16 protein-coding genes are annotated in these 19,846 nt (G+C 41.0%); 9 read left to right on the top strand and 7 right to left on the bottom strand.

The annotated features are described in order from the left end of the window. Positions 1–14 precede the first annotated feature (14 nt). The 4 genes from G529_RS0110530 (at position 15) to G529_RS0110515 (ending at position 7,763) form a co-directional block, all read left to right on the top strand. Positions 15–2,771, top strand: coding sequence for a T9SS type B sorting domain-containing protein (locus G529_RS0110530; RefSeq protein WP_026915487.1), 2,757 nt, complete (start codon positions 15–17; stop codon positions 2,769–2,771). A 1-nt stretch (position 2,772) separates the two neighbouring features. After that, positions 2,773–4,377, top strand: a complete 1,605-nt coding sequence (locus G529_RS0110525) for a T9SS type B sorting domain-containing protein (RefSeq protein ID WP_026915486.1) — start codon at positions 2,773–2,775, stop codon at positions 4,375–4,377. 70 nt (positions 4,378–4,447) lie between these two features. Continuing rightward, a complete protein-coding gene (gene uvrB, locus G529_RS0110520; RefSeq protein ID WP_026915485.1) occupies positions 4,448–6,451 on the top strand; it encodes an excinuclease ABC subunit UvrB in 2,004 nt (667 codons plus the stop codon). 91 nt (positions 6,452–6,542) lie between these two features. Next, positions 6,543–7,763 (top strand): hypothetical protein, encoded by a 1,221-nt coding sequence (locus G529_RS0110515; RefSeq protein ID WP_026915484.1) that lies wholly within the window; start codon positions 6,543–6,545, stop codon positions 7,761–7,763. 53 nt (positions 7,764–7,816) lie between these two features. Here the strand turns inward: G529_RS0110515 and G529_RS0110510 are convergent, their stop codons facing one another. Continuing rightward, a complete protein-coding gene (locus G529_RS0110510) occupies positions 7,817–8,260 on the bottom strand; it encodes an Hsp20/alpha crystallin family protein (RefSeq protein ID WP_026915483.1) in 444 nt (147 codons plus the stop codon). 195 nt (positions 8,261–8,455) lie between these two features. Here G529_RS0110510 and G529_RS0110505 point away from each other — a divergent pair, with 195 nt between their 5' ends. Both G529_RS0110505 and G529_RS0110500 read left to right on the top strand, forming a co-directional pair. Then, complete coding sequence (locus tag G529_RS0110505; RefSeq protein WP_026915482.1) at positions 8,456–9,748, top strand: DUF2254 domain-containing protein; 1,293 nt, start codon at positions 8,456–8,458, stop codon at positions 9,746–9,748. A 2-nt stretch (positions 9,749–9,750) separates the two neighbouring features. Then, positions 9,751–9,987, top strand: a complete 237-nt coding sequence (locus G529_RS0110500; RefSeq protein WP_026915481.1) for a DUF1456 family protein — start codon at positions 9,751–9,753, stop codon at positions 9,985–9,987. Between the two features lie 77 nt (positions 9,988–10,064). Here G529_RS0110500 and ettA read toward each other — a convergent pair whose 3' ends face one another. The 3 genes from ettA to G529_RS16710 form a co-directional block, all read right to left on the bottom strand. Further along, positions 10,065–11,756, bottom strand: coding sequence for an energy-dependent translational throttle protein EttA (gene ettA / locus G529_RS0110495; protein ID WP_026915480.1), 1,692 nt, complete (start codon positions 11,754–11,756; stop codon positions 10,065–10,067). A 62-nt stretch (positions 11,757–11,818) separates the two neighbouring features. Continuing rightward, the gene (locus G529_RS0110490) at positions 11,819–12,295 is read right to left on the bottom strand and encodes a DinB family protein (RefSeq protein ID WP_026915479.1); all 477 of its coding nucleotides are present in this window, start codon (positions 12,293–12,295) and stop codon (positions 11,819–11,821) included. Position 12,296: 1 nt separating this feature from the next. Continuing rightward, positions 12,297–12,476, bottom strand: coding sequence for a CAL67264 family membrane protein (locus G529_RS16710; RefSeq protein ID WP_084509772.1), 180 nt, complete (start codon positions 12,474–12,476; stop codon positions 12,297–12,299). Between the two features lie 181 nt (positions 12,477–12,657). On the opposite strand from G529_RS16710, the gene G529_RS0110480 reads away from it, so the two are divergent. Genes G529_RS0110480 through G529_RS0110470 form a run of 3 tightly spaced genes read left to right on the top strand, consistent with a single transcriptional unit; the run spans position 12,658 to position 16,803 of the window. Next, positions 12,658–14,286 carry an acyl-CoA carboxylase subunit beta gene (locus G529_RS0110480; RefSeq protein WP_026915478.1) on the top strand — a complete coding sequence of 543 codons (1,629 nt, stop codon included), beginning with the start codon at positions 12,658–12,660 and terminating at the stop codon, positions 14,284–14,286. 5 nt (positions 14,287–14,291) lie between these two features. Further along, a complete protein-coding gene (locus G529_RS0110475; RefSeq protein WP_026915477.1) occupies positions 14,292–15,164 on the top strand; it encodes a hypothetical protein in 873 nt (290 codons plus the stop codon). Then, the gene (locus G529_RS0110470; protein ID WP_026915476.1) at positions 15,154–16,803 is read left to right on the top strand and encodes a M1 family metallopeptidase; all 1,650 of its coding nucleotides are present in this window, start codon (positions 15,154–15,156) and stop codon (positions 16,801–16,803) included. Before G529_RS0110475 ends, G529_RS0110470 begins: the two co-directional genes overlap by 11 nt. Positions 16,804–16,830: 27 nt before the next feature. Here G529_RS0110470 and G529_RS0110465 read toward each other — a convergent pair whose 3' ends face one another. Genes G529_RS0110465 through G529_RS0110455 form a run of 3 tightly spaced genes read right to left on the bottom strand, consistent with a single transcriptional unit; the run spans position 16,831 to position 19,800 of the window. Further along, on the bottom strand, positions 16,831–18,150 hold the full coding sequence (locus G529_RS0110465) for a M24 family metallopeptidase (protein ID WP_026915475.1): 1,320 nt from the start codon (positions 18,148–18,150) through the stop codon (positions 16,831–16,833). A gap of 24 nt (positions 18,151–18,174) precedes the next feature. After that, positions 18,175–18,705, bottom strand: coding sequence for a CIA30 family protein (locus tag G529_RS0110460; RefSeq protein ID WP_051201412.1), 531 nt, complete (start codon positions 18,703–18,705; stop codon positions 18,175–18,177). Further along, positions 18,706–19,800: an AMP-binding protein gene (locus tag G529_RS0110455; RefSeq protein ID WP_026915473.1), complete on the bottom strand. Its 1,095-nt coding sequence runs from the start codon at positions 19,798–19,800 to the stop codon at positions 18,706–18,708. Positions 19,801–19,846 lie beyond the last annotated feature (46 nt).

The raw sequence follows: 19,846 nt of genomic DNA, 5'->3' as shown, positions 1-19,846 counted from the left end.
AGCTTTACGTTAGTATGAAATTGAAAGTGATCCTTGCTCTATTTCTGCTACCTACTTTCATTTACAGCCAGCAGGAAGCAGCAAACTGGTATTTTGGTGTGGGAGCCGGATTATCGTTTACTTCGGGTGAGGCCGTCCCTCTTACGAACGGAGTCCTGAACACGGTCGAAGGTTCCGCAAGCATTTCAGACAGGAATGGAAATCTGCTTTTTTATACTGATGGTTCGACGGTTTACAACCGCAATCATGAGGTCATGCTTAATGGAAATGATTTAAAAGGAAATGTTTCCAGCACGCAATCGGCGATCATTATACCTAAACCTGCCAACCCCGGCTTTTACTATATTTTCACTGTAGATAAACCAGATTATTTCAGGGTGACCAATGACCCTATAGAAGGTGTTCATTTTTCAGAAGTGGACATGAGCATGGACAATGGTGATGGCGGTATTGTTTTAAGCACGAAAAACACTCATCTGGTAACTTATGACCCTTCAGATCCCCTGGAAAAGGAATTTAAAAGTTCTGAAAAGATTTCCGCGGTGATCGCAGGAGATTGTGTATCGTACTGGGTGGTTACACAATTTACCAACAAGTTCTATTCCTTTAGAGTAAGTGCTGCAGGCGTGAACACGAGCCCGGTTGTTTCCACGATCAATAACAATTTTCCTCCCAGGATCAACGAACAGGATCTTAATGTTACTGCACCTGGATATCTGAAGATCTCACCAGATGGAAAATTTATGGCTGCGGCCTATAGTGGAACCAGCATAGGGAGTCCACGTTCCGGAGGCGCCAAAAAAACGGGCAAGGTCTTCCTTTATGACTTTAATGATCTTAACGGGCGCGTGAGCAATGAAAAACTGCTTCTTGCCAATGCCTATCCCTACGGGGTTGAATTTTCGCCGGAATCCTCCAAACTTTACGCGACCTCAAATAATTATAATACAGAAGACGTCCTTCAAAACGGCGAACTGTATCAATTCGATCTTGAAGCTACCGATATTGCTGGTTCAGCCACATTGATCAATTCCTCCAGAAATGTAGCAGGAGCATTACAACTGGCTCCTAATGGCAAAATATATCGTGCTGGCTATTCTACCGATGGTGGCTTTGTGAGGTGGAACCTGTTGTCTGTAATCCATAATCCTGAAGAAAATGCTGCAGATGTGGATTACCGGCATAACAGCCTGGATATTTCTCCGAAAGTGGTGAGGCTTGGGCTGCCACCCTTCGTACAGTCACTTTTCAACAGCAATTTTGAATATGAAAATAGTTGCCTGGGACAGGTTACAGAGTTTACCGCTGAGGATGCTGCAAAATACGATTCGTTTCTATGGGAATTTGGTGACGGAGCCACCTCAACGGCAGCTTCGCCATCTCATACCTACAATGCTGCCGGAACCTATACAGTAAGCCTTACTGGGATTATTAATGGGATTCCTCAAGACCCGGTTTGCGAAGAGGTGACCATCTTTGAAATTCCCGAAGTGCCTTCAGGATTTGTTCTTAAACAGTGTGATGTTCAGGATTCAGATCCAACCGACGGAATTGCGACTTTTAATCTTCAGCTTGCCAAAGAAGAGTTATCAGAGGGTCAATCGGGGATTCAGCTTTATTTCTACGGAAGTGAGGCAGATGCCATTTCTGATGTGAATAACGAACTCACCCTTGATGACATCTACCGAAACACTATTCCAAACGAGCAGATCTTTGTAAAGATAAGTGGCTTCGGAAGTGATTGTTACGACATTGGAAGCTTTAGACTACAAACAACCGAAAGCGTCGATCTGACCCTCGACTCAGCAAACGGTTGTGACCTTGGAGATGGAACCGCTGCATATGACCTCGCCACTATTGCGGCAAACGCCAGAATAGATCTAGGATTAAGTGCTAATGTTCACTTGAGCTTTCATGCTTCCGAAGATGATGCGATTCTGGGATCCAATGCCCTGCCGGCTGAGTATATTACTACTCCAAAAACTCTCTACATTCGTGCAGATGCAGACAATATTTGCTATGGGTTTGGAAGTATTGAACTGGAAATGATCAGCTTCCCGGCAGTTCAATCGCTCTTACGACTGGATGGCTGTGCAGCAGATTTTCCATTGACGCTCGGTGAGGATCTGGACCTTGCGAATCCCGATGCATTTACTTATTTATGGAGCACAGGAGAAACCGGCAAAACTATCGAAGTGAATGATGCTGGCATCTATTCTCTGCAGCTTACATTGAGGGAATCCGGCTGTCGCAGATCTATCGATTTCAATATTGAAAAATATGAAGCTCCTCAAATTTCTGAAATTGGGATTGTTAATAATGGTAACGAGAATGATCTAACCATATACACAAATTCAGAAGTTGAGAATACAGTCTATGCTCTTGACGATATCAACGGTCCTTACCAATCCAACCCGGTTTTTCGAAGTGTACCCGGTGGCCAGCACACTGTTTATGTAAGGAACAGCAGGGGTTGCGCCACAGGTGAAATGCTGGTGTATTTATATGGTCACCCGCCTTTTTTCACTCCAAATAACGATGGTTCCAACGATCTGTGGAAACCATACGACATTTCTGAACCTGGATTCAGGTTTGAGAAAATGGTCATTTTCGACCGCTATGGTAAAATCCTGTCAGTAATTCCGAAAGAATCCAAAGGCTGGGATGGCGAATTTAATGGTAAACCTATGCCAGCCGATGATTACTGGTTTGAAGTAAAGCTTGAGAATGGCAAAACGTTTAAAGGACATTTCTCACTAATTAGAGAATAACATGAGAATTATTAGAACTCTTTTAATCTTATTCTTCATCTCTTCGATTGCTCACGCGCAGAATCCTGCAAGTGATTGTAGTGGCGCGATAAAAATTTGTGGTGATGGAAGAATTTCTTCCAACGCAGATGGTATAGGTACACAGGAGCTAAATGGCACTAATAACTGCTCCAGCCAGGAAAACAACTCTCTTTGGCTCGAGATCGAAATTACCAAAGCCGGCTCGCTGGGCTTCAATTTAAAGCCTACCAGTAATGATATCAATGTAGATTACGATTTCTTTATTTTTGGACCAAATGCTACCTGTGGCAATCTTGGAAATGCAATTCGATGTTCCACCACGAATCCGAATGCTGCTGGTCTGGCTTCCAATTTCACAGGATTAAATGCCAGGACAACTGAAACAAGTGAAGGACCTGGGGCAGATGGAGATAGCTTCGTGGCAAATCTCGATGTACAACCCGGTGAAACCTACTTTATCGTAATAGACAGACCTATAGGAAATAGTCCGTTTGAACTTGAATGGACAGGTACTGCTACTACCGGCGGCTTTCCTTTCCCGGATGGTCCGGAATTTAATCAAGGTATGGATCTGGAAACCTGTAACGCTAATGGCGTTGCAGATTTCGATCTTAGTCAGAACACCCCTTTGATCAATTATCAGAATAATACGACCCTTACCTACCACGAAACCATCGCTGATGCTACAGATGGTATAAATCCTCTCGGTGCAAATTACACCAGTACGGTCCCAAGCAGGTCGATCTTTGCGCGAATTGAAAATGATCTTACCGGTTGTTCCAAAATTACAGATTTTACGCTAACGATCAATGATGGTCCATTGGTTACCCAGAATCTGGAACTAGAGCAGTGTGATCTGGATAAGGATCAACTTGAAGACTACGAATTAAGCGATTTAAACAACGAAATTCTAAACGGTATCCCTGGAGCTCACGATATTAGTTTTTTTACTTCGGAAAATGCTGCCCGGGCGAACTCAAACCCTGTTTCTAGTTTATACACTTCAGCAGGAGCTGAAAGCCTTTATGCAAGAACTTCAGAAAGAGGGAATCCAGACTGTTTTAATATTACCCAGATCGATCTCATCCTTAATGAACCTCCTAATGTTGACGCATTTTCGCTGGTTCAGCCCGCTATCAACTCCAATCAGAATACCATAGAAATTGACTTTCCCAATGCTGAAGCCTTTGAATATTCAATAGGCAATGAAAGTGGTCCTTATCAAACGAGTACATCTTTTGAAAATGTGACTTCTGGTTTTCAGGATCTCTATATCCGCGATCTGAATCAATGTGCGATCATCAGGACACAAATCGCCATCATTGGATACGATAATTTTTTTACGCCCAATCAGGATGGGATCAATGATTACTGGCAGCTGAAAGGCATCGCCGGCGAAACAGCTGCCTCAAACAAGATTAGCATCTTTGATCGATATGGAAAATTGATCGCCAGTCTAACTGCGGCAGACAGAGGCTGGGATGGTAGTTTTGAAGGCAAGGCTATGCCCGCAGATGACTACTGGTTTCAGGTCTCGTTGCAAACTGGCCAGGAATTTAAAGGTCATTTCTCACTTGTTAGGTAAATGCCAAAAACTTGAATAAAGCGCTGTAATTGTTTAATTTCGTCGGGTCAGGAAAAAGGAAGACTGCCTCATGAAATTTGATATAAAATCTGATTATAAACCTACAGGAGATCAGCCCAATGCGATTAAACAGCTCGTTGGAGGGATCAATAAAAATGAACAGTTCCAAACTCTGCTGGGTGTCACCGGTTCTGGTAAAACCTTTACGGTTGCAAATGTGATCGAAGAGGTTCAAAAACCAACACTGGTACTGGCCCACAACAAAACGCTTGCGGCGCAGTTATACTCCGAGTTCAAGCAGTTCTTCCCGGAAAATGCCGTGGAGTATTTTGTAAGTTATTATGATTACTACCAGCCGGAAGCTTTTATTCCTACTTCCGGAACCTATATAGAAAAAGACCTTTCCATCAATGAAGAGATCGAAAAACTGCGATTAAGCACTACCTCTTCCCTTTTAAGCGGAAGACGTGATGTGATCGTGATTGCTTCAGTTTCATGTTTATATGGTATTGGAAACCCGGTAGAATTTAAAAAGAACGTCGTTTCCATAGAACGTGACATGGAAATTAGCAGAACCAAATTTCTGCATAGTTTGGTCCAGTCACTCTATTCAAGGACAGAAGCTGAATTTTCGCATGGAAATTTCAGAATTAAAGGCGATACGGTGGATGTTTTTCCAAGTTATGCCGATAATGCTTTCAGAATACATTTTTTTGGAGATGAGATTGAAGAGATCGAAGCTTTTGATCCCGGAACCAATGATGTGATCGAGAAATATCAACGCCTGAATATTTATCCTGCTAACATGTTCGTGACTTCACCAGATGTTTTAAAAGGAGCGATCCACCAGATTCAGGATGATCTTGTAAAACAGGTTGATTATTTCTCTGATATTGGTAAAACCCTGGAAGCGAAAAGACTGGATGAGCGAACAAATTTTGATCTTGAAATGATCAGAGAACTTGGATATTGTTCTGGTATTGAGAACTATTCCCGTTACCTCGATGGTCGTTTGCCCGGGACAAGACCATTCTGTTTGCTGGATTATTTTCCTGACGATTATTTGATGGTAGTGGATGAAAGTCATGTTACCATCCCACAGGTACACGCCATGTATGGTGGCGACCGCTCCAGAAAAGAGACCCTTGTAGATTACGGATTCCGACTCCCGGCGGCGATGGACAACAGGCCCTTGAAGTTCGAGGAATTTGAAGCGCTGCAGAACCAGGTGATCTATGTAAGTGCCACTCCAGCCGATTATGAGCTTCAGAAAAGTGAGGGAGTTTACGTGGAACAGGTCATTAGGCCCACTGGTTTACTGGATCCAATTGTGGAAGTTCGACCTAGCTTGAACCAGATCGATGATCTTATTGAAGAGATCCATGTTCGGGTGGAAAGAGATGAAAGGACTTTGGTGACTACCTTAACCAAGAGGATGGCAGAAGAGCTTGCAAAATATTTAACGCGTATCGATGTGCGATGTCGTTATATACATTCTGATGTAGATACGCTGGAACGTGTGGAGATCATGCAGGATCTTCGACGCGGGATCTTTGACGTACTTATAGGTGTAAACCTGCTGCGTGAAGGCCTTGACCTTCCTGAGGTTTCATTGGTGGCAATCATTGATGCCGATAAGGAAGGATTCCTTAGGAACAACCGTTCTCTTACTCAAACCATTGGTAGAGCCGCGCGACATCCTGATGGAAGAGCCATTTTGTATGCAGATAAGATCACGGATAGCATGCAGAAAACCATTGACCAGACGGAATATCGCCGACAGAAACAGATCGCTTATAATACAAAACACAATATCACTCCTACCAAACTTAACAAGAAGTTTGACAGTGCCCTGGTAAAGCAAAAGCTAGATATTTATGGTGATGAAGAACATACCGAACTAAAAGCTGCGGAAGCTGAAGCTGAATATCTTTCCAAACCAGAGATGGAAAAGAAAGTGCGGGAAAAGCGAAAAGCTATGGAAACTGCCGCCAAGGAACTTGATTTTATGCAGGCTGCAAAGCTCCGTGATGAGATCAAAATCCTTCAGGAAAAAATTAACGTTAGCGAATAAAATATATAGTCGTAGTATCGATTATTCGTCTATATTTAGACGCCCAAATCATCACTAGAATAACTTCTATGGCAAACTAAACTGTTTGTTCATGAAAAAATTAATTTGCCTTATTTTATTGGGCTTTGTGATGCCCAAGCTTCAGGCACAGGTTGGAATCGGCACTTCTGAACCTAAAGCACAATTGGATATAGTAGCTACCAGCGCTACCGATCCTGCTGGCATTGATGGCATTCTCATCCCGAGAATCCAAAGATTCCCGGTCAAAATTCCTACGGAAGATCAGCATGGAATGCTCGTATTTTTAAGCAACAGCGTTAGCGGTTTTCCGGAAGGCTTTTATTTCTGGAATGCCACTGAAAAAAAGTGGAAAGCGATCGCTGCGGAGACGAATACGGCCAATTTTTACAAAACCGGAACCTCTAGTTCTCCAAATAATATCACCGATCCCATTTTTCGCGATGGCAGTATGGGTATAGGTACAGACCAGTTATCCAGCAGGTTGCAAATAGCTATTGCGCCTGGAAAGGATACCGGACTCAAAAAGGGCCTGGAAGTGGATAACGCCAATTCTGCTACAGATAATCTTACCACTTATGGAATCTTAAGCGACAATCGAAGTGCAACCAACGGGAACAAATACGGAATCAAGAATAATGTTGGAGGTGTTGGTCTTGGCATTCATTACGGGATCTTCAATGAAACTTACCAGAATACCGGTACGAACGATATCTATGGAATATACAATCGCGTAGGGAGAACTTTTGGAGCGAGAAGTAATAATTACGGTATCTATTCTGAAATTGGATCGATCCAGGGAGTTGGGAATATTTTCGGGATTTACAGCGTCGCTACTGGTGACGCGAACAGCAACGTTTTTGCCGGATATTTTAATGGTCGTGTAGGAATAGGAAACAGCCCGGAAACCGAATATGTTCTACCTATGAATCGCGGTAGTGAAGGACAGGTCATGTCTATGAATTCAAACGGACAGGTAAGCTGGACAAATGCTGGCTTCGAGAATTACAGCTCAACCACCAGTGCCGCAGCAGAATATGCCATAGGCGATGAAGTAGGAACTCTGAGAATAAACAACCAGGTAACCGGCTTGATTATTCCCGCTTCTGCGCCAAACAAAGGACGGATAATACGTCTCATTAACTGGCCCGGAAATGCTGAAAAACTTTTTCAATTTACCGGAGGAGATGATCTGTTTGATCCCAAAACAAATTCTAAAATAACCAGTATCAAGTCTGGACAGATATTTACCATACAAAGTGCAGGTAACAGGTGGATACTTTTAAGTCAATAAAAAAAGCGCTCCGTAGAGCGCTCTTCATCCTTAACTAATCAAACTATCTTTGGTTACGAAATATCGATCAAACGTTTAGCCTGTACCTTTGCTTCTTCTTTCTTTGGAAGCGAAATTTCCAGAACACCGTTTTTATAAGTTGCAGAAATCTTGCTACTGTCTACAGAATCTGGAAGGCTAAATGCTCTTCTAAAATTGCTGTAGCTAAACTCTCTTCTTGTAAATCTTCCCTGGTCTTCTGTTTTCTCTACTTCCTTTTTAGAATCTGAGGAAATGGTAAGTACATCATTGTCCAGTTCAATATTGAAATCTTCTTTTGTTTTGCCCGGAGCAGCAACTTCAACAGAGAAATTGTCTTCTGTTTCTTTAATATTAACCGCCGGAATACTGGTTCCAATACTGTTTACATTTGAGGTGCCTCCTAACCAGTCGTTTTTGAACATATCATCAATTACTGATGGCAACCAACCTGTTTCATTTCTTTTAATTAGACTCATAACTATATATGTTTTTATTAATACTTATTTTAAACTTCGGAATGAGTATAACAATACCAGTACCACATGAAAAAACATGTCTTTTTGACGCGTATTCTGATTAAAAAGGTGTCATTTTGTCTTAAATAACTAAATAAATATTAAAAACTTTCAGATCGGGGCTGTTTACGTAATTTTAAGAGCAACTACTATCATATGAAACAACTCTACAATCGCAGTCTCTCTTTCTTTAATATTATTGAGAGTAAAATTGCGTTTTACCCTACACTACTGGCATTTTTTGGTTTCAATTTTGCCTTTTTCCTCTTATACCTTGAAAACAGAGGTATTTCCAAGTATTTAATTGAATATGTGCCACAGCTTGTGATTGACAACGGGGAGACGGCGATGACTATCCTGAGTTCACTCATTTCAGGTTTGATCTCTGTGGTTGTCTTCAGTTTTTCCATGGTAATGTTGCTGTTGAGTCAGGCTAGTAGCAACTTTTCACCGAGGCTGCTTCCGGGACTTATAAGTGACCGAAGGCACCAGGTAATTTTAGGGATCTATCTATGTACAATTTTATACTGCATCTTCATCCTGTTTTCCATTCAGCCGGATGTGGAAAAAAATCAAATTCCAGCTCTGGCCGTTTTGATGGGAATTATCCTGACGGTCATTAGTATCTATGCATTCATTTACTTTATTCACAACATTTCACAAAGTATTCAGATAAGCAATATCCTTCAGAACATTTTCCAGGAAGCTAAAGACAGATTGCAGGAGCTAGTAGACAAACAAAAGTTCAAGGAGGTTGAATTTCCGAAGACAGATGACTGGACAGATTATCATAGTGAACAGAGTGGATATCTTCAAAATATCTCTTTCACCAACTTAGTTGATATTTGTAAAGAACATGATGTTAAGATTCATATACTCCCTATCAAAGGGATTTTTGTACTCAGCGGAATCCCATTATTTAAAGTAAGTAAAGAAGTAGATGAAGATGTTGCTAAAATGATCCTGTCCAACTTCAACTTTTCCAGGGAAGAACTGGTGGCAGACAATTACACCCTTGCATTTAAACAAATTACAGAAATTATTGTGAAAGCTATGTCTCCCGGGATCAATGATCCTGGAACGGCTATTAATGGCATCGATTATTTAACGGAATTACTGGCGTTGAGAATGCAAAAAAGAGACACCAGCTATATTTTCAGGGATAAGGAAGCTTTTATCAAATTGACTACCATTGATTTTGAAGATCTTTTGTATAATATTATGGCCTCTATTCGCACATATTGTAAACATGATATAACTTTGGTGCAAAAGTTACTTCTCATGTTTTATTATCTTGAAAAGCAGGTAAAACATAAAGATGAATATTCGCAATGCCTTAGAAAAGAGGCAGAGAATCTTTTGATAGATGCCAAAAACTCGATCGATAACGAGGTGGATATTAAGACAATTGAGAAACTGGTCAAACGATTTAATCTAGAAACAACTTAAGCATGCCGCTAACAAATAATGATATTTTTAAAAAATTAAGAGTAGCCCACAAACTTACGAACGATGATATCGTAAAAATCTGTGAACTCGTAGATTTCAAGGTGAGTAAAAGTGAACTGGGCGCGATCTTCAGAAGAGAAGACCATGAGAAATACATGGAGTGTGGAGACCAGTTTCTTAGAAATTTCCTGGATGGCCTAATTATCTATTTACGCGGACCAATGCCGCAGAAAAAGTAGCAATAGACATTACACACAATTAAAAAGAGGAGTTGAAACAAGTTTCAACTCCTCTTTTATTTATAAAAAACTATTTCTTAACGAGTCAGTTTTTTGTATTTGATACGTTTAGGCATCAAATCCCCGCCCAATCGTTTTTTCTTGTTCTCTTCATAATCTGAGAAGCTACCTTCAAAAAAATACACCTGTGAATCTCCTTCGAATGCTAAAATATGTGTACAGATTCTGTCCAGGAACCAACGGTCGTGAGAAATCACTACAGCACATCCAGCAAAATTATCCAGGCCTTCTTCCAGAGCACGAAGCGTGTTTACATCCAGGTCGTTCGTAGGCTCATCCAGAAGCAGAACGTTTCCTTCTTCTTTTAAGGTCATGGCCAGGTGCAACCTGTTTCGCTCTCCACCAGAAAGCATGTTTACTTTCTTATTCTGTTCGCTACCGCTAAAGTTAAACCTGCTTAAATAAGCTCGCGAATTCACCTGGCGACCACCCATCATGATCAATTCCTGTTCATCACTAAAGTTTTGCCAGATGGTCTTTTCAGGATCTATATTGGAGTGGCTTTGATCCACATAAGCGATCTGGGCAGTTTCACCAACTTTGAATGATCCCTTATCCGGAGTTTCTTCCCCCATGATCATTTTAAAGATCGTGGTCTTACCTGCACCGTTTGGTCCAATGATCCCAACAATTCCCGCTTGTGGCAACTGGAAGTTCAAATCCTCATAAAGAAGTTTATCCCCAAAAGCTTTGCTAACACCCTCAGCCTCGATCACATTTGTACCTAGTCGAGGTCCGTTTGGAATGTAGATCTCCAGCTTTTCGTCCATTTGCTTCTGGTCCTGACTAAGAAGTTTATCGTAATTCTTTAATCTCGCCTTTTGCTTGGACTGTCTTCCTTTCGGACTCATTCTTGACCATTCCAGCTCTCGCTCCAGGGTTTTCTGTCTTTTACTCGCTTGTTTCTGCTCCTGCGCAAGTCGTTTAGATTTTTGATCCAGCCAGGAAGAATAGTTTCCTTTCCATGGGATACCCTCTCCCCTGTCCAGTTCAAGGATCCATCCAGCTACATTATCCAGGAAATACCTGTCGTGGGTTACCGCGATCACTGTTCCTTTATATTGTTGCAGGTGATGCTCCAGCCAGTGTACCGATTCTGCATCAAGGTGGTTAGTAGGCTCATCAAGCAAAAGAACATCTGGTTCCTGAAGCAGCAATCTGCATAACGCAACTCTTCTTCTTTCCCCTCCTGAAAGCACGCCGATCTTTTTATCTGGCTCCGGAGTTCTTAAAGCGTCCATCGCAATTTCCAGCTTCGTATCCAGTTCCCAGGCATTACTGCCATCGATCTTGTCTTGAAGTTCTGCCTGCTTGTCCATAAGTTTCTGCATCTTATCTGCATCCTCATAAACTTCCGGCAGGCCGAACATATCATTGATCTTGTTGTATTCATCAAGAATGGCTACCGTTTCAGCAGCACCCTCTTTTACTACTTCCAGGACCGTTTTCTCATCATCAAGTTCTGGTTCCTGTTCCAGCATTCCCACCGTATAGTTAGGCGAGAAGACCACATCACCCTGGAAGTTTGTGTCCTTCCCGGCAATGATATTCATCAAGGTAGATTTACCCGAGCCGTTAAGACCAAGGATCCCGATCTTGGCGCCATAAAAGAAACTTAAATAGATATTTTTCAATACCGGTGTGTTTGCCTTCGGAAAGGTTTTGGTCACACCAGACATCGAAAAGATCACTTTTTTATCGTCTGACATATTTTTGTGTAATTAATTTTCAAATGATTGCGAGTGCAAATATCCTGAAATTTTCAGAGAAATCAATTATCATAAATTTCCAATAATCTGGATACTAAAACTAATTGACCGGTATGATAGGCATTATGTTCGATAACCAGCAAAACCTGACGTATGATCTTATGTTCACTAGAATTCAGGACCAGGTCATCAAGCGCATTTTCTTCGGAAGTAATAAAGTTTCTTAAACACTCCCGGTCCTGAAGGAACTGAGTCTTCAGGTCATCCCATTCCTGTTCGTTTTGTGGTTTGTGCATTTCAGGCCAGTAGTCATCTGGCCAGTTGGCAGCGGAATAATTCTTCTCGACACAATAATCCAGAATATCCTTTTGTGCGAATACGATATGATAAAATAGTTCGTATAAAGAGTAAGGCAAATTATGCGGTCGTATACCTGTTTTGTTAAAAGGGATCGTATCTATCAAATTCTGAACGGGAAGAAACGCCTCGCCTCCATCCAGATGCGCGGCGATCTGGTTCTTAATAGCACTTGTATTCATACTAGATTCTACCTTTTAAAGCATTGAATACCCATGAAATGAAGAAAAATCCTATGCCGGTAACCGAAAAGCCAATGGCGTATTCTTTATATTTCAATACTCCTAATAATACCAAAGCTGTACCTACCAAAAATGTAAGAAAAGAGGCCCAGGCGAAAATGGTGTTTTTATTCATTGCCATAGATGCGATTTTAATGTGAGTTTAACTATAAATAACGCAATTGATCTAAAGAATTGCTGTCTTTTTGTATTTTAGCCATAAGCCGTTTCTGAATGAGAATTCTTAAAAATTATTCAGAAAATAGATTAATTTCGAATTAATCACATTAAAATAATCAAATTCTTGTAATAAATTCAAAATAATGGATATCAACTTCAATAAGAATGAAGATCATAACAAGTTACTGGTTTCCACTTTAAGACAGAAACTTGCCAAGGTAAAATTAGGTGGTGGAGAAAAAAGAATAGAAAAACATCATGAAAAAGGGAAAATGACCGCGAGAGAGCGTATCAATTTCTTGCTTGATGATGCTGAGAAAGCGATAGAAATTGGAGCATTTGCCGGAGAAGGAATGTACGAAGAACACGGTGGCTGTCCTGGTGGCGGTGTTGTGGTGAAGATCGGGCATGTTTCAGGAAAGCAATGTATTGTGGTGGCAAATGATGCCACGGTAAAAGCCGGTGCATGGTTCCCCATTACAGGAAAAAAGAATCTCAGGGCTCAGGAGATCGCTATCGAAAACCGACTACCTATTATTTATCTGGTAGACAGTGCAGGAGTTTTTCTGCCTATGCAGGATGAAATATTTCCGGATAAAGAGCACTTCGGAAGGATCTTTAGGAACAACGCGGTTATGAGCAGCATGGGAATTACCCAGATCGCTGCCGTAATGGGTAGCTGTGTAGCTGGTGGAGCTTATCTTCCAATCATGAGTGATGAGGCAATTATCGTAGAAAAAACAGGAAGTATCTTTCTTGCCGGAAGTTATCTTGTAAAAGCCGCCATAGGAGAAAGTATCGATAACGAGACGCTTGGCGGCGCTACAACTCATTCTGAAATTAGCGGAGTAACAGATTACCAAGCCAAGGATGATAAGGATGCCCTTACCAAGATCCAGAATATCATGGATAAGATCGGGGATTTTGACAGAGCCGGCTTCAGTCACAAAAAACCTGTAAAGCCTAAAGAAGATCCAGATGAGATCTACGGAATTCTTCCGAAGAAAAGAAGTGATCAATACGATATGCGTAAGATCATTGAAAGACTGGTTGACAATTCTGAATTTGAAGAATATAAAGAAGGTTATGGACAAACCATTCTTACCTGTTATGCGCGAATAGATGGCTGGGCGGTAGGAATCGTAGCCAATCAGCGTAAGATCGTAAAAACAAAAAAAGGAGAAATGCAGTTTGGAGGAGTCATCTACTCAGATTCTGCAGATAAGGCGACACGTTTTATTGCCAACTGTAATCAAAAGAAAATTCCTCTGGTCTTTCTACAGGATGTGACCGGTTTTATGGTAGGAAGTAAGAGTGAACATGGCGGGATCATAAAAGATGGAGCAAAAATGGTTAATGCTGTAAGTAACTCTGTAGTACCAAAATTCACCATCATTCTTGGAAATTCCTACGGAGCAGGAAATTACGCGATGTGCGGTAAAGCTTACGACCCAAGGCTGATCGCTGCCTGGCCAAGTGCAGAACTTGCGGTAATGGGAGGAACTCAGGCTGCAAAAGTACTGGCACAAATCGAAACCGCTTCCATGGCCAAGAAAGGAGAAAAAGTAGATGAAGCGAAAGAAAAAGAAGTTTTTGAAAAACTTAAAGCGAAATATGACGAGCAGACTTCAGCCTATTACGCTGCAGCCAGACTTTGGACAGATGCAGTGATAGAACCGAAAGATACCAGAAAATGGATCTCGATGGGAATTGAAGCCGCAGACCACGCCCCGATTGAAAAAGATTTCAATATGGGAGTCATCCAAACCTGATTTCTATGAAGAAAATAATACTACTTCTGGTAATGATAATGTCCAGCCAGGGATATGCACAGGATACGATAGGCCTGAGACGTTCCAGGAAATATATTCCTAAAACAGTATATCTCTCGCAGTTCAAATCTATTCCTGATACTGTGGATGTTCGTTACATAAACGGCGACTCCATGGTCCAGGTGCCAATGGATTATGATCCTTTTCGCGGTAAGAAGCGGGTTCGCTACGAACCTAAAGATTCGGTTTTCTTGGACAGATACAAAGCGGTAGCTTACAATATAGAAAACAAGGTAGATTCATCGAGATTCATGCGTTACTGGAAAGATGAAATTCGTATTTACTTTGATAAAAGTGTGCCTGAAGACGATGCAAAATTTCTTATGAATTTTGCAGAAAAACTATCCAGCGAGGTTGACTCCCTCAAAATTAGTCGGAATTTTATTCGGGAGAAAAGCAATTATGTTGTCTATTATGTTAACGAAGATCACAAGATTGAACACGAACCCAGGATTGGTAATAAGAGTGGTTATTACGTTAGCTGGAATGGCAAAAGCCAGATCTATAAAGCTTCATTAAAAGTGAATACTGCGGTGGTTACCAATAATCTTCTAAAAGAAAACCTGCTGAAATATCATTTCTTCAAATCACTTGGCTACTTCTCTTCAAGTAAGGAACTTGATTGCTCCAGCATATTATCTGCCTGTAATTCTTATAGAAGACTGAGTGACGAGGATCTGGAATTATTGAAATACCATTATTCTTATGGAGTCTGTAAAGGACAGTCGCTAAAAAGTTTTACCGAATTAACCAACAGCATGCAGGAGAAACTGGAAGAGGATCCTAATGCTCAATTATTTGTTATACATGCAGAATAAATTATTATTTGTTGGCTTGCTGGTCACCTTTCTATTATCAATGAACCTGGAGGCGCAGGTTGTTGGCTCAAATCATACTACTTATACTGAAGCTGATACTTTAAGGGGTTCCTTACGACCGGAAAGATCCAATTACGATGTTACCAAATATCACCTGGATCTTAAAGTGAATCCAGACGCACGATCAATCGCGGGAAGCAATACCATTCATTTCAAAGTCCTTGGGACCTTACCTGTGATGCAACTGGACCTGTTTGAAAATATGCAGATAGATTCTATTAAGCATCAACATACAAAACTGGAATATACCCGTAAGCACAACGCCGTTTTCATAAATTTTAAAGAAGCACTGGAAGAGGGACTATCAGACTCTATTAAATTCTATTACCACGGAAATCCTATTGTTGCCAAGAACGCACCCTGGGATGGAGGTTTTGTCTGGGATACCGATGAAGACGGAAACCCATGGGTGGGAGTGGCAGTACAGGGAACCGGCGCTAGTCTCTGGTATCCCAATAAAGATCATCAAAGCGATGAACCAGATGCTGCCCAAATCGATATCGCGGTACCAAACGGACTCATGAATGTCTCCAACGGAAGATTTTTAGGGAAAGAAGAGTTAAAAGATGGATACACGAAATGGAAGTGGGCCGTAAAAAGTCCCATTAATAATTACAACATCATGATCAATATCGGGAATTACACTCATTTCTCAGATAAATTTAAAGATCTTGATCTTGATTATTATGTCCTGCCTTACAACCTCGAGAAAGCAAAAAAACAATTCGAAGAGGTTCAGGATATGATGGCTTGTTTCTATGAAAAAATGGGCCCATATCCTTTTGAAGAGGATGGATTTAAGCTGGTAGAAACTCCTTATTTAGGAATGGAACATCAGTCGGCTGTGGCTTATGGGAATGAGTATATGAAAGGTTACCTTGGAAATGATCTTTCCGGAACCGGAATCGGACTTCTTTGGGATTATATCATCATTCACGAATCTGGTCACGAGTGGTATGGAAATAGCATCACCGCAAAAGATATTGCAGATATGTGGATCCAAGAAGGTTTTACCAGCTATACTGAAGCTATTTATGTAGAATGCCGCTGGGGCAAAGAAAAAGCTCAGGAATATTTAAAAGGGACCAGAAGAGGTATTAGCAATAATAGCACTATCATAGGAGATTACGGAGTGAATGCTGAAGGTTCCGGAGATATGTATTTTAAAGGTGCGAATCTTCTGAATATGATCAGGAGTATTTATAATGACGATGAACTTTGGTGGAACACCCTGCGTGACTATACCAGCACTTACAGGCATAAAACTATCAATACAGAAGATACAGAGGCCTTTTTCGATAAAGCTACCAAAGTAGATTTAAAACCGGTTTTCGATCAATATCTGAGACATTCGGCATTGCCTGTTTTACAATTAAAACAGGGCGATGATCACTTCCAGTATCGATGGAAAGCAGATGTTGCCAATTTCAATATGCCAGTAGATCTATTAATAGATGAGGAAGAGTTAAGACTCGATGCCACTTCAGAATGGCAACGTTTTGAAACTGGTGAAGAACTGGATGAAATCCTGTTAAATGACCTGGAATTTTATATTGCATTGGAAAAAATCAAGTCATAAAAAAGCAGCTGAAAAGCTGCTTTTTTTTTATTCCGTAGAGAGATCAATCAATATTAAAGATGTCTGTCTCTTATTCACATATCGAAAACCTTCTTTCCCCCAGAAACCAGCTTCTTCCAGCATGATCCTTATATCCTTGTTCCATTCTGGAATATTTACTTCAGTATTTAACTCGATGGCGTAGGCTGTGTCCTCATAAAGTGGATAATCACCGCTCCCGGGAACTCCGCCCTGTTGATCCCACATTCCAATGGTAGAACCTGCAGAATGACCGTAAAGTCCAAGTGGGTGTGTATATATGGAAGGCTTTAAACCTTCAGCTTTTGCTTTTTTAAGACTTGCAGCGAGAATTTCGTTTCCGGTTCTACCGGTTCTAAAATTTTCAGTTAAAATATCCTGCAACCTGTTTCCTTTGGCCAGGGCTTCCTGTAAAAATTCCGGAGCTTCAGTTTCGGTATCCTTAAGTACATAAGCCATTTGCTGGCAGTCTGTATTCAAACCCAAATAAGAAATTCCGAAATCGCAATGAAGGAGATCCCCTTTCAGGATGATATCGCTGCCATTTTCATCTGAGAATGCGGTAATGTGATCCACCAGTGCCTCATTATTTCGCTGAATATCAACCGTTGGATGAAACCAGGTTTCCAGTCCCAGGTCGGTCACCTTTTGTCGTAACCACCAGACCACATCATCTGTGGTAGTTACTCCAGGTTCGATCACTTTAGTGCTAAAAGCCTCTTCAATGACATCGTGGGTAAGCTCCACGAGAGAGCTAAATATGAGCATTTCTTTGAGGGTTCGGGTTTCTATCCATCCTACGGCCAACTCTTCCGCAGAGATCAATCTCGAATGATAGTTTTCAGGTAAGTTTTTAAGAAACTCCTCGTAATCGGTTTTTACAAGTCCGTCTGCAAGACCATAATTTTCAGAAATATTGATCCCAATTTTTTCAGGATCTCTTGAGCTAATAATGTCGGCCAGCGCCTTCCATTGGTCGGGTTGCTTTTCCTTGTCCCATGCAGACTTGATGGCATCGCCAATATTGTAACGCGCGACCGCTAGTTTTTCTATGGTATCCCCATTTTTCGCAAATACCAGCATGGTTCTTCGTCTCGCGTTAAGCCAGGTTGAAGGCAGCATGGTTTTCATCACGGGATCTTCGTTATATTCTCTTGAAATAACTACCCACATATCAATTTCAGCACGATCCATCAAATCAGGCAGAAGTTTATCAAATCGCTCCGCCAAAATCTCATCGCGTACCGAAGCACGATCTTTTTCTGAAAGAATCTGGGCATGAGTACTCAAAGAAAGCAGACAAAATAAAAAACCTAGTATGTTACGCATATGTAAAAAATAATGAGGACGGGTTTATTTGAGTCGAATATAATCAATTAATAAACTGAATTCTTCGTTGGTTTTATTACCAATAAGAAAACTAATTTCCTGTATTCTATCGTGATCCCAGTTTGGGATATCCAGAGTTCTGCCACGAAAACCAGGATACATATCTGAAAGATTCAGTTCAATTTTCTGCCATTCTCCACTGGTAGCAAACTCCTTTATGTAGGAGTGGCGATCACTTAATTGATTTTTGAGCCTGAATTGATAGTTTTTCCTATCACCTTTTAATCTTATCACCACTTTCGAGTAACGCTGTACTCCTTCTACATTCAAACGATACCGTGCCGAAGCGAAACCTCCATTATTCTCAAGCGATACAAACCCGCTGAAATTGGCGTGACCTTCTCCGGTTAATTTGATGGATGCGCTGGACCTTCCACCCATAACACGATCTTCCACGATCACCCAGTTGTTGATCGACGTATTTTCATTGAAATCGTAAAGCTGTAGTTCGTTCAAATGGCACAGGATTAAAATGATAAGAATTGTTCTAATCATCTAGGAGACTTTACTTTTAGCGGTGTTTTCACGGTGAATCTTCCCGTTGGGAGTTTCCTCGAATTTGGCCACCAGGTAAATCTTTCGTGGCTTTTCATATTTCCCCAGAGATTTCATTTTTTGAATAATTTCCTTAAGTTCCGCTAATCTTTCTTCGGAAAAATCATCTTCCACGAACATTACTACTTTCTCACCCAATGCATCATCTGGCATGGAGGTGATAAAAAATCGATGATCCAGCTTTTTATTGATCTTCCGTTCGATCTCTTCAGGAAAGATCTTGATCCCTCCGGAATTGATTACATTATCATACCGGCCTTTCCAGATAAATTTTTTATAGGTGATGATTTCCACCACATCATTCGTCACAATTTCCTCGTCCAGTACCTTAGGAGCTTTAATCACCAGGCAATCACGATCATCTTTGGCGATACTCACATTTGGAAGTAATTTAAAAGCTTTTGATGCTTTTTTCTTTTTTGGATTCAAACGTTTTGCGGCAATATGACTACAGGTTTCGGTCATCCCATAGGTTTCGTAAATTCTCGTATCCAGGTCTACCAGCATTTTTCGCAATCTCGGTGAAACTGCTCCTCCACCAATGATCAGCTTTTTGACCAGGTGTAGCCTACCTATCGAGTTGTCCAGCTGGAACGGCGTCATTGCTGAAAAATCATAAACCTTGTACAATTGATCGAATGGACTTGAAGACGGTGGAACCGAATCGAGATCCCAACCTAAAAACATGGCCCTTACCAACATCATCTTCCCTGCGATATAGTCTACAGGCAGGCATAATAATGCTTTCGTATGATTGGGAAGTTTAAAGAATTTTGAGGTTGCCAGTGCAGAGTTGATCATATGCTCCTTGGTAAGCCTGATTTTCTTAGGCTTTCCGGTAGAACCTGAAGTATGCACTTCGATATAATCTGTTGTTTTTAACCAGTCCAGAAGAAAATTACCAATTTGTTGTTCGAATGGTTCTCCTTCCTTGATGTAACTGTAAGCGATATGTTTCAATTCGGCATTCGTGAAGTGCCGTTTGTTCAACCTAAAGTCAGGGTGAGTTTCAGGAATCTTGTAATTATTATTCATACTTCAAGCTAAGTTGGACATTCACCAATTACTTAAAGTTAAGAAT

It is taken from the genome of Christiangramia portivictoriae DSM 23547 (assembly GCF_000423045.1).
In the GTDB taxonomy this organism is placed as follows: Bacteria; Bacteroidota; Bacteroidia; order Flavobacteriales; family Flavobacteriaceae; genus Christiangramia; species Christiangramia portivictoriae.
The sequence above is the reverse complement of the archived record's forward strand: the minus strand, read 5'-3'. Positions and strand labels throughout refer to the sequence as shown.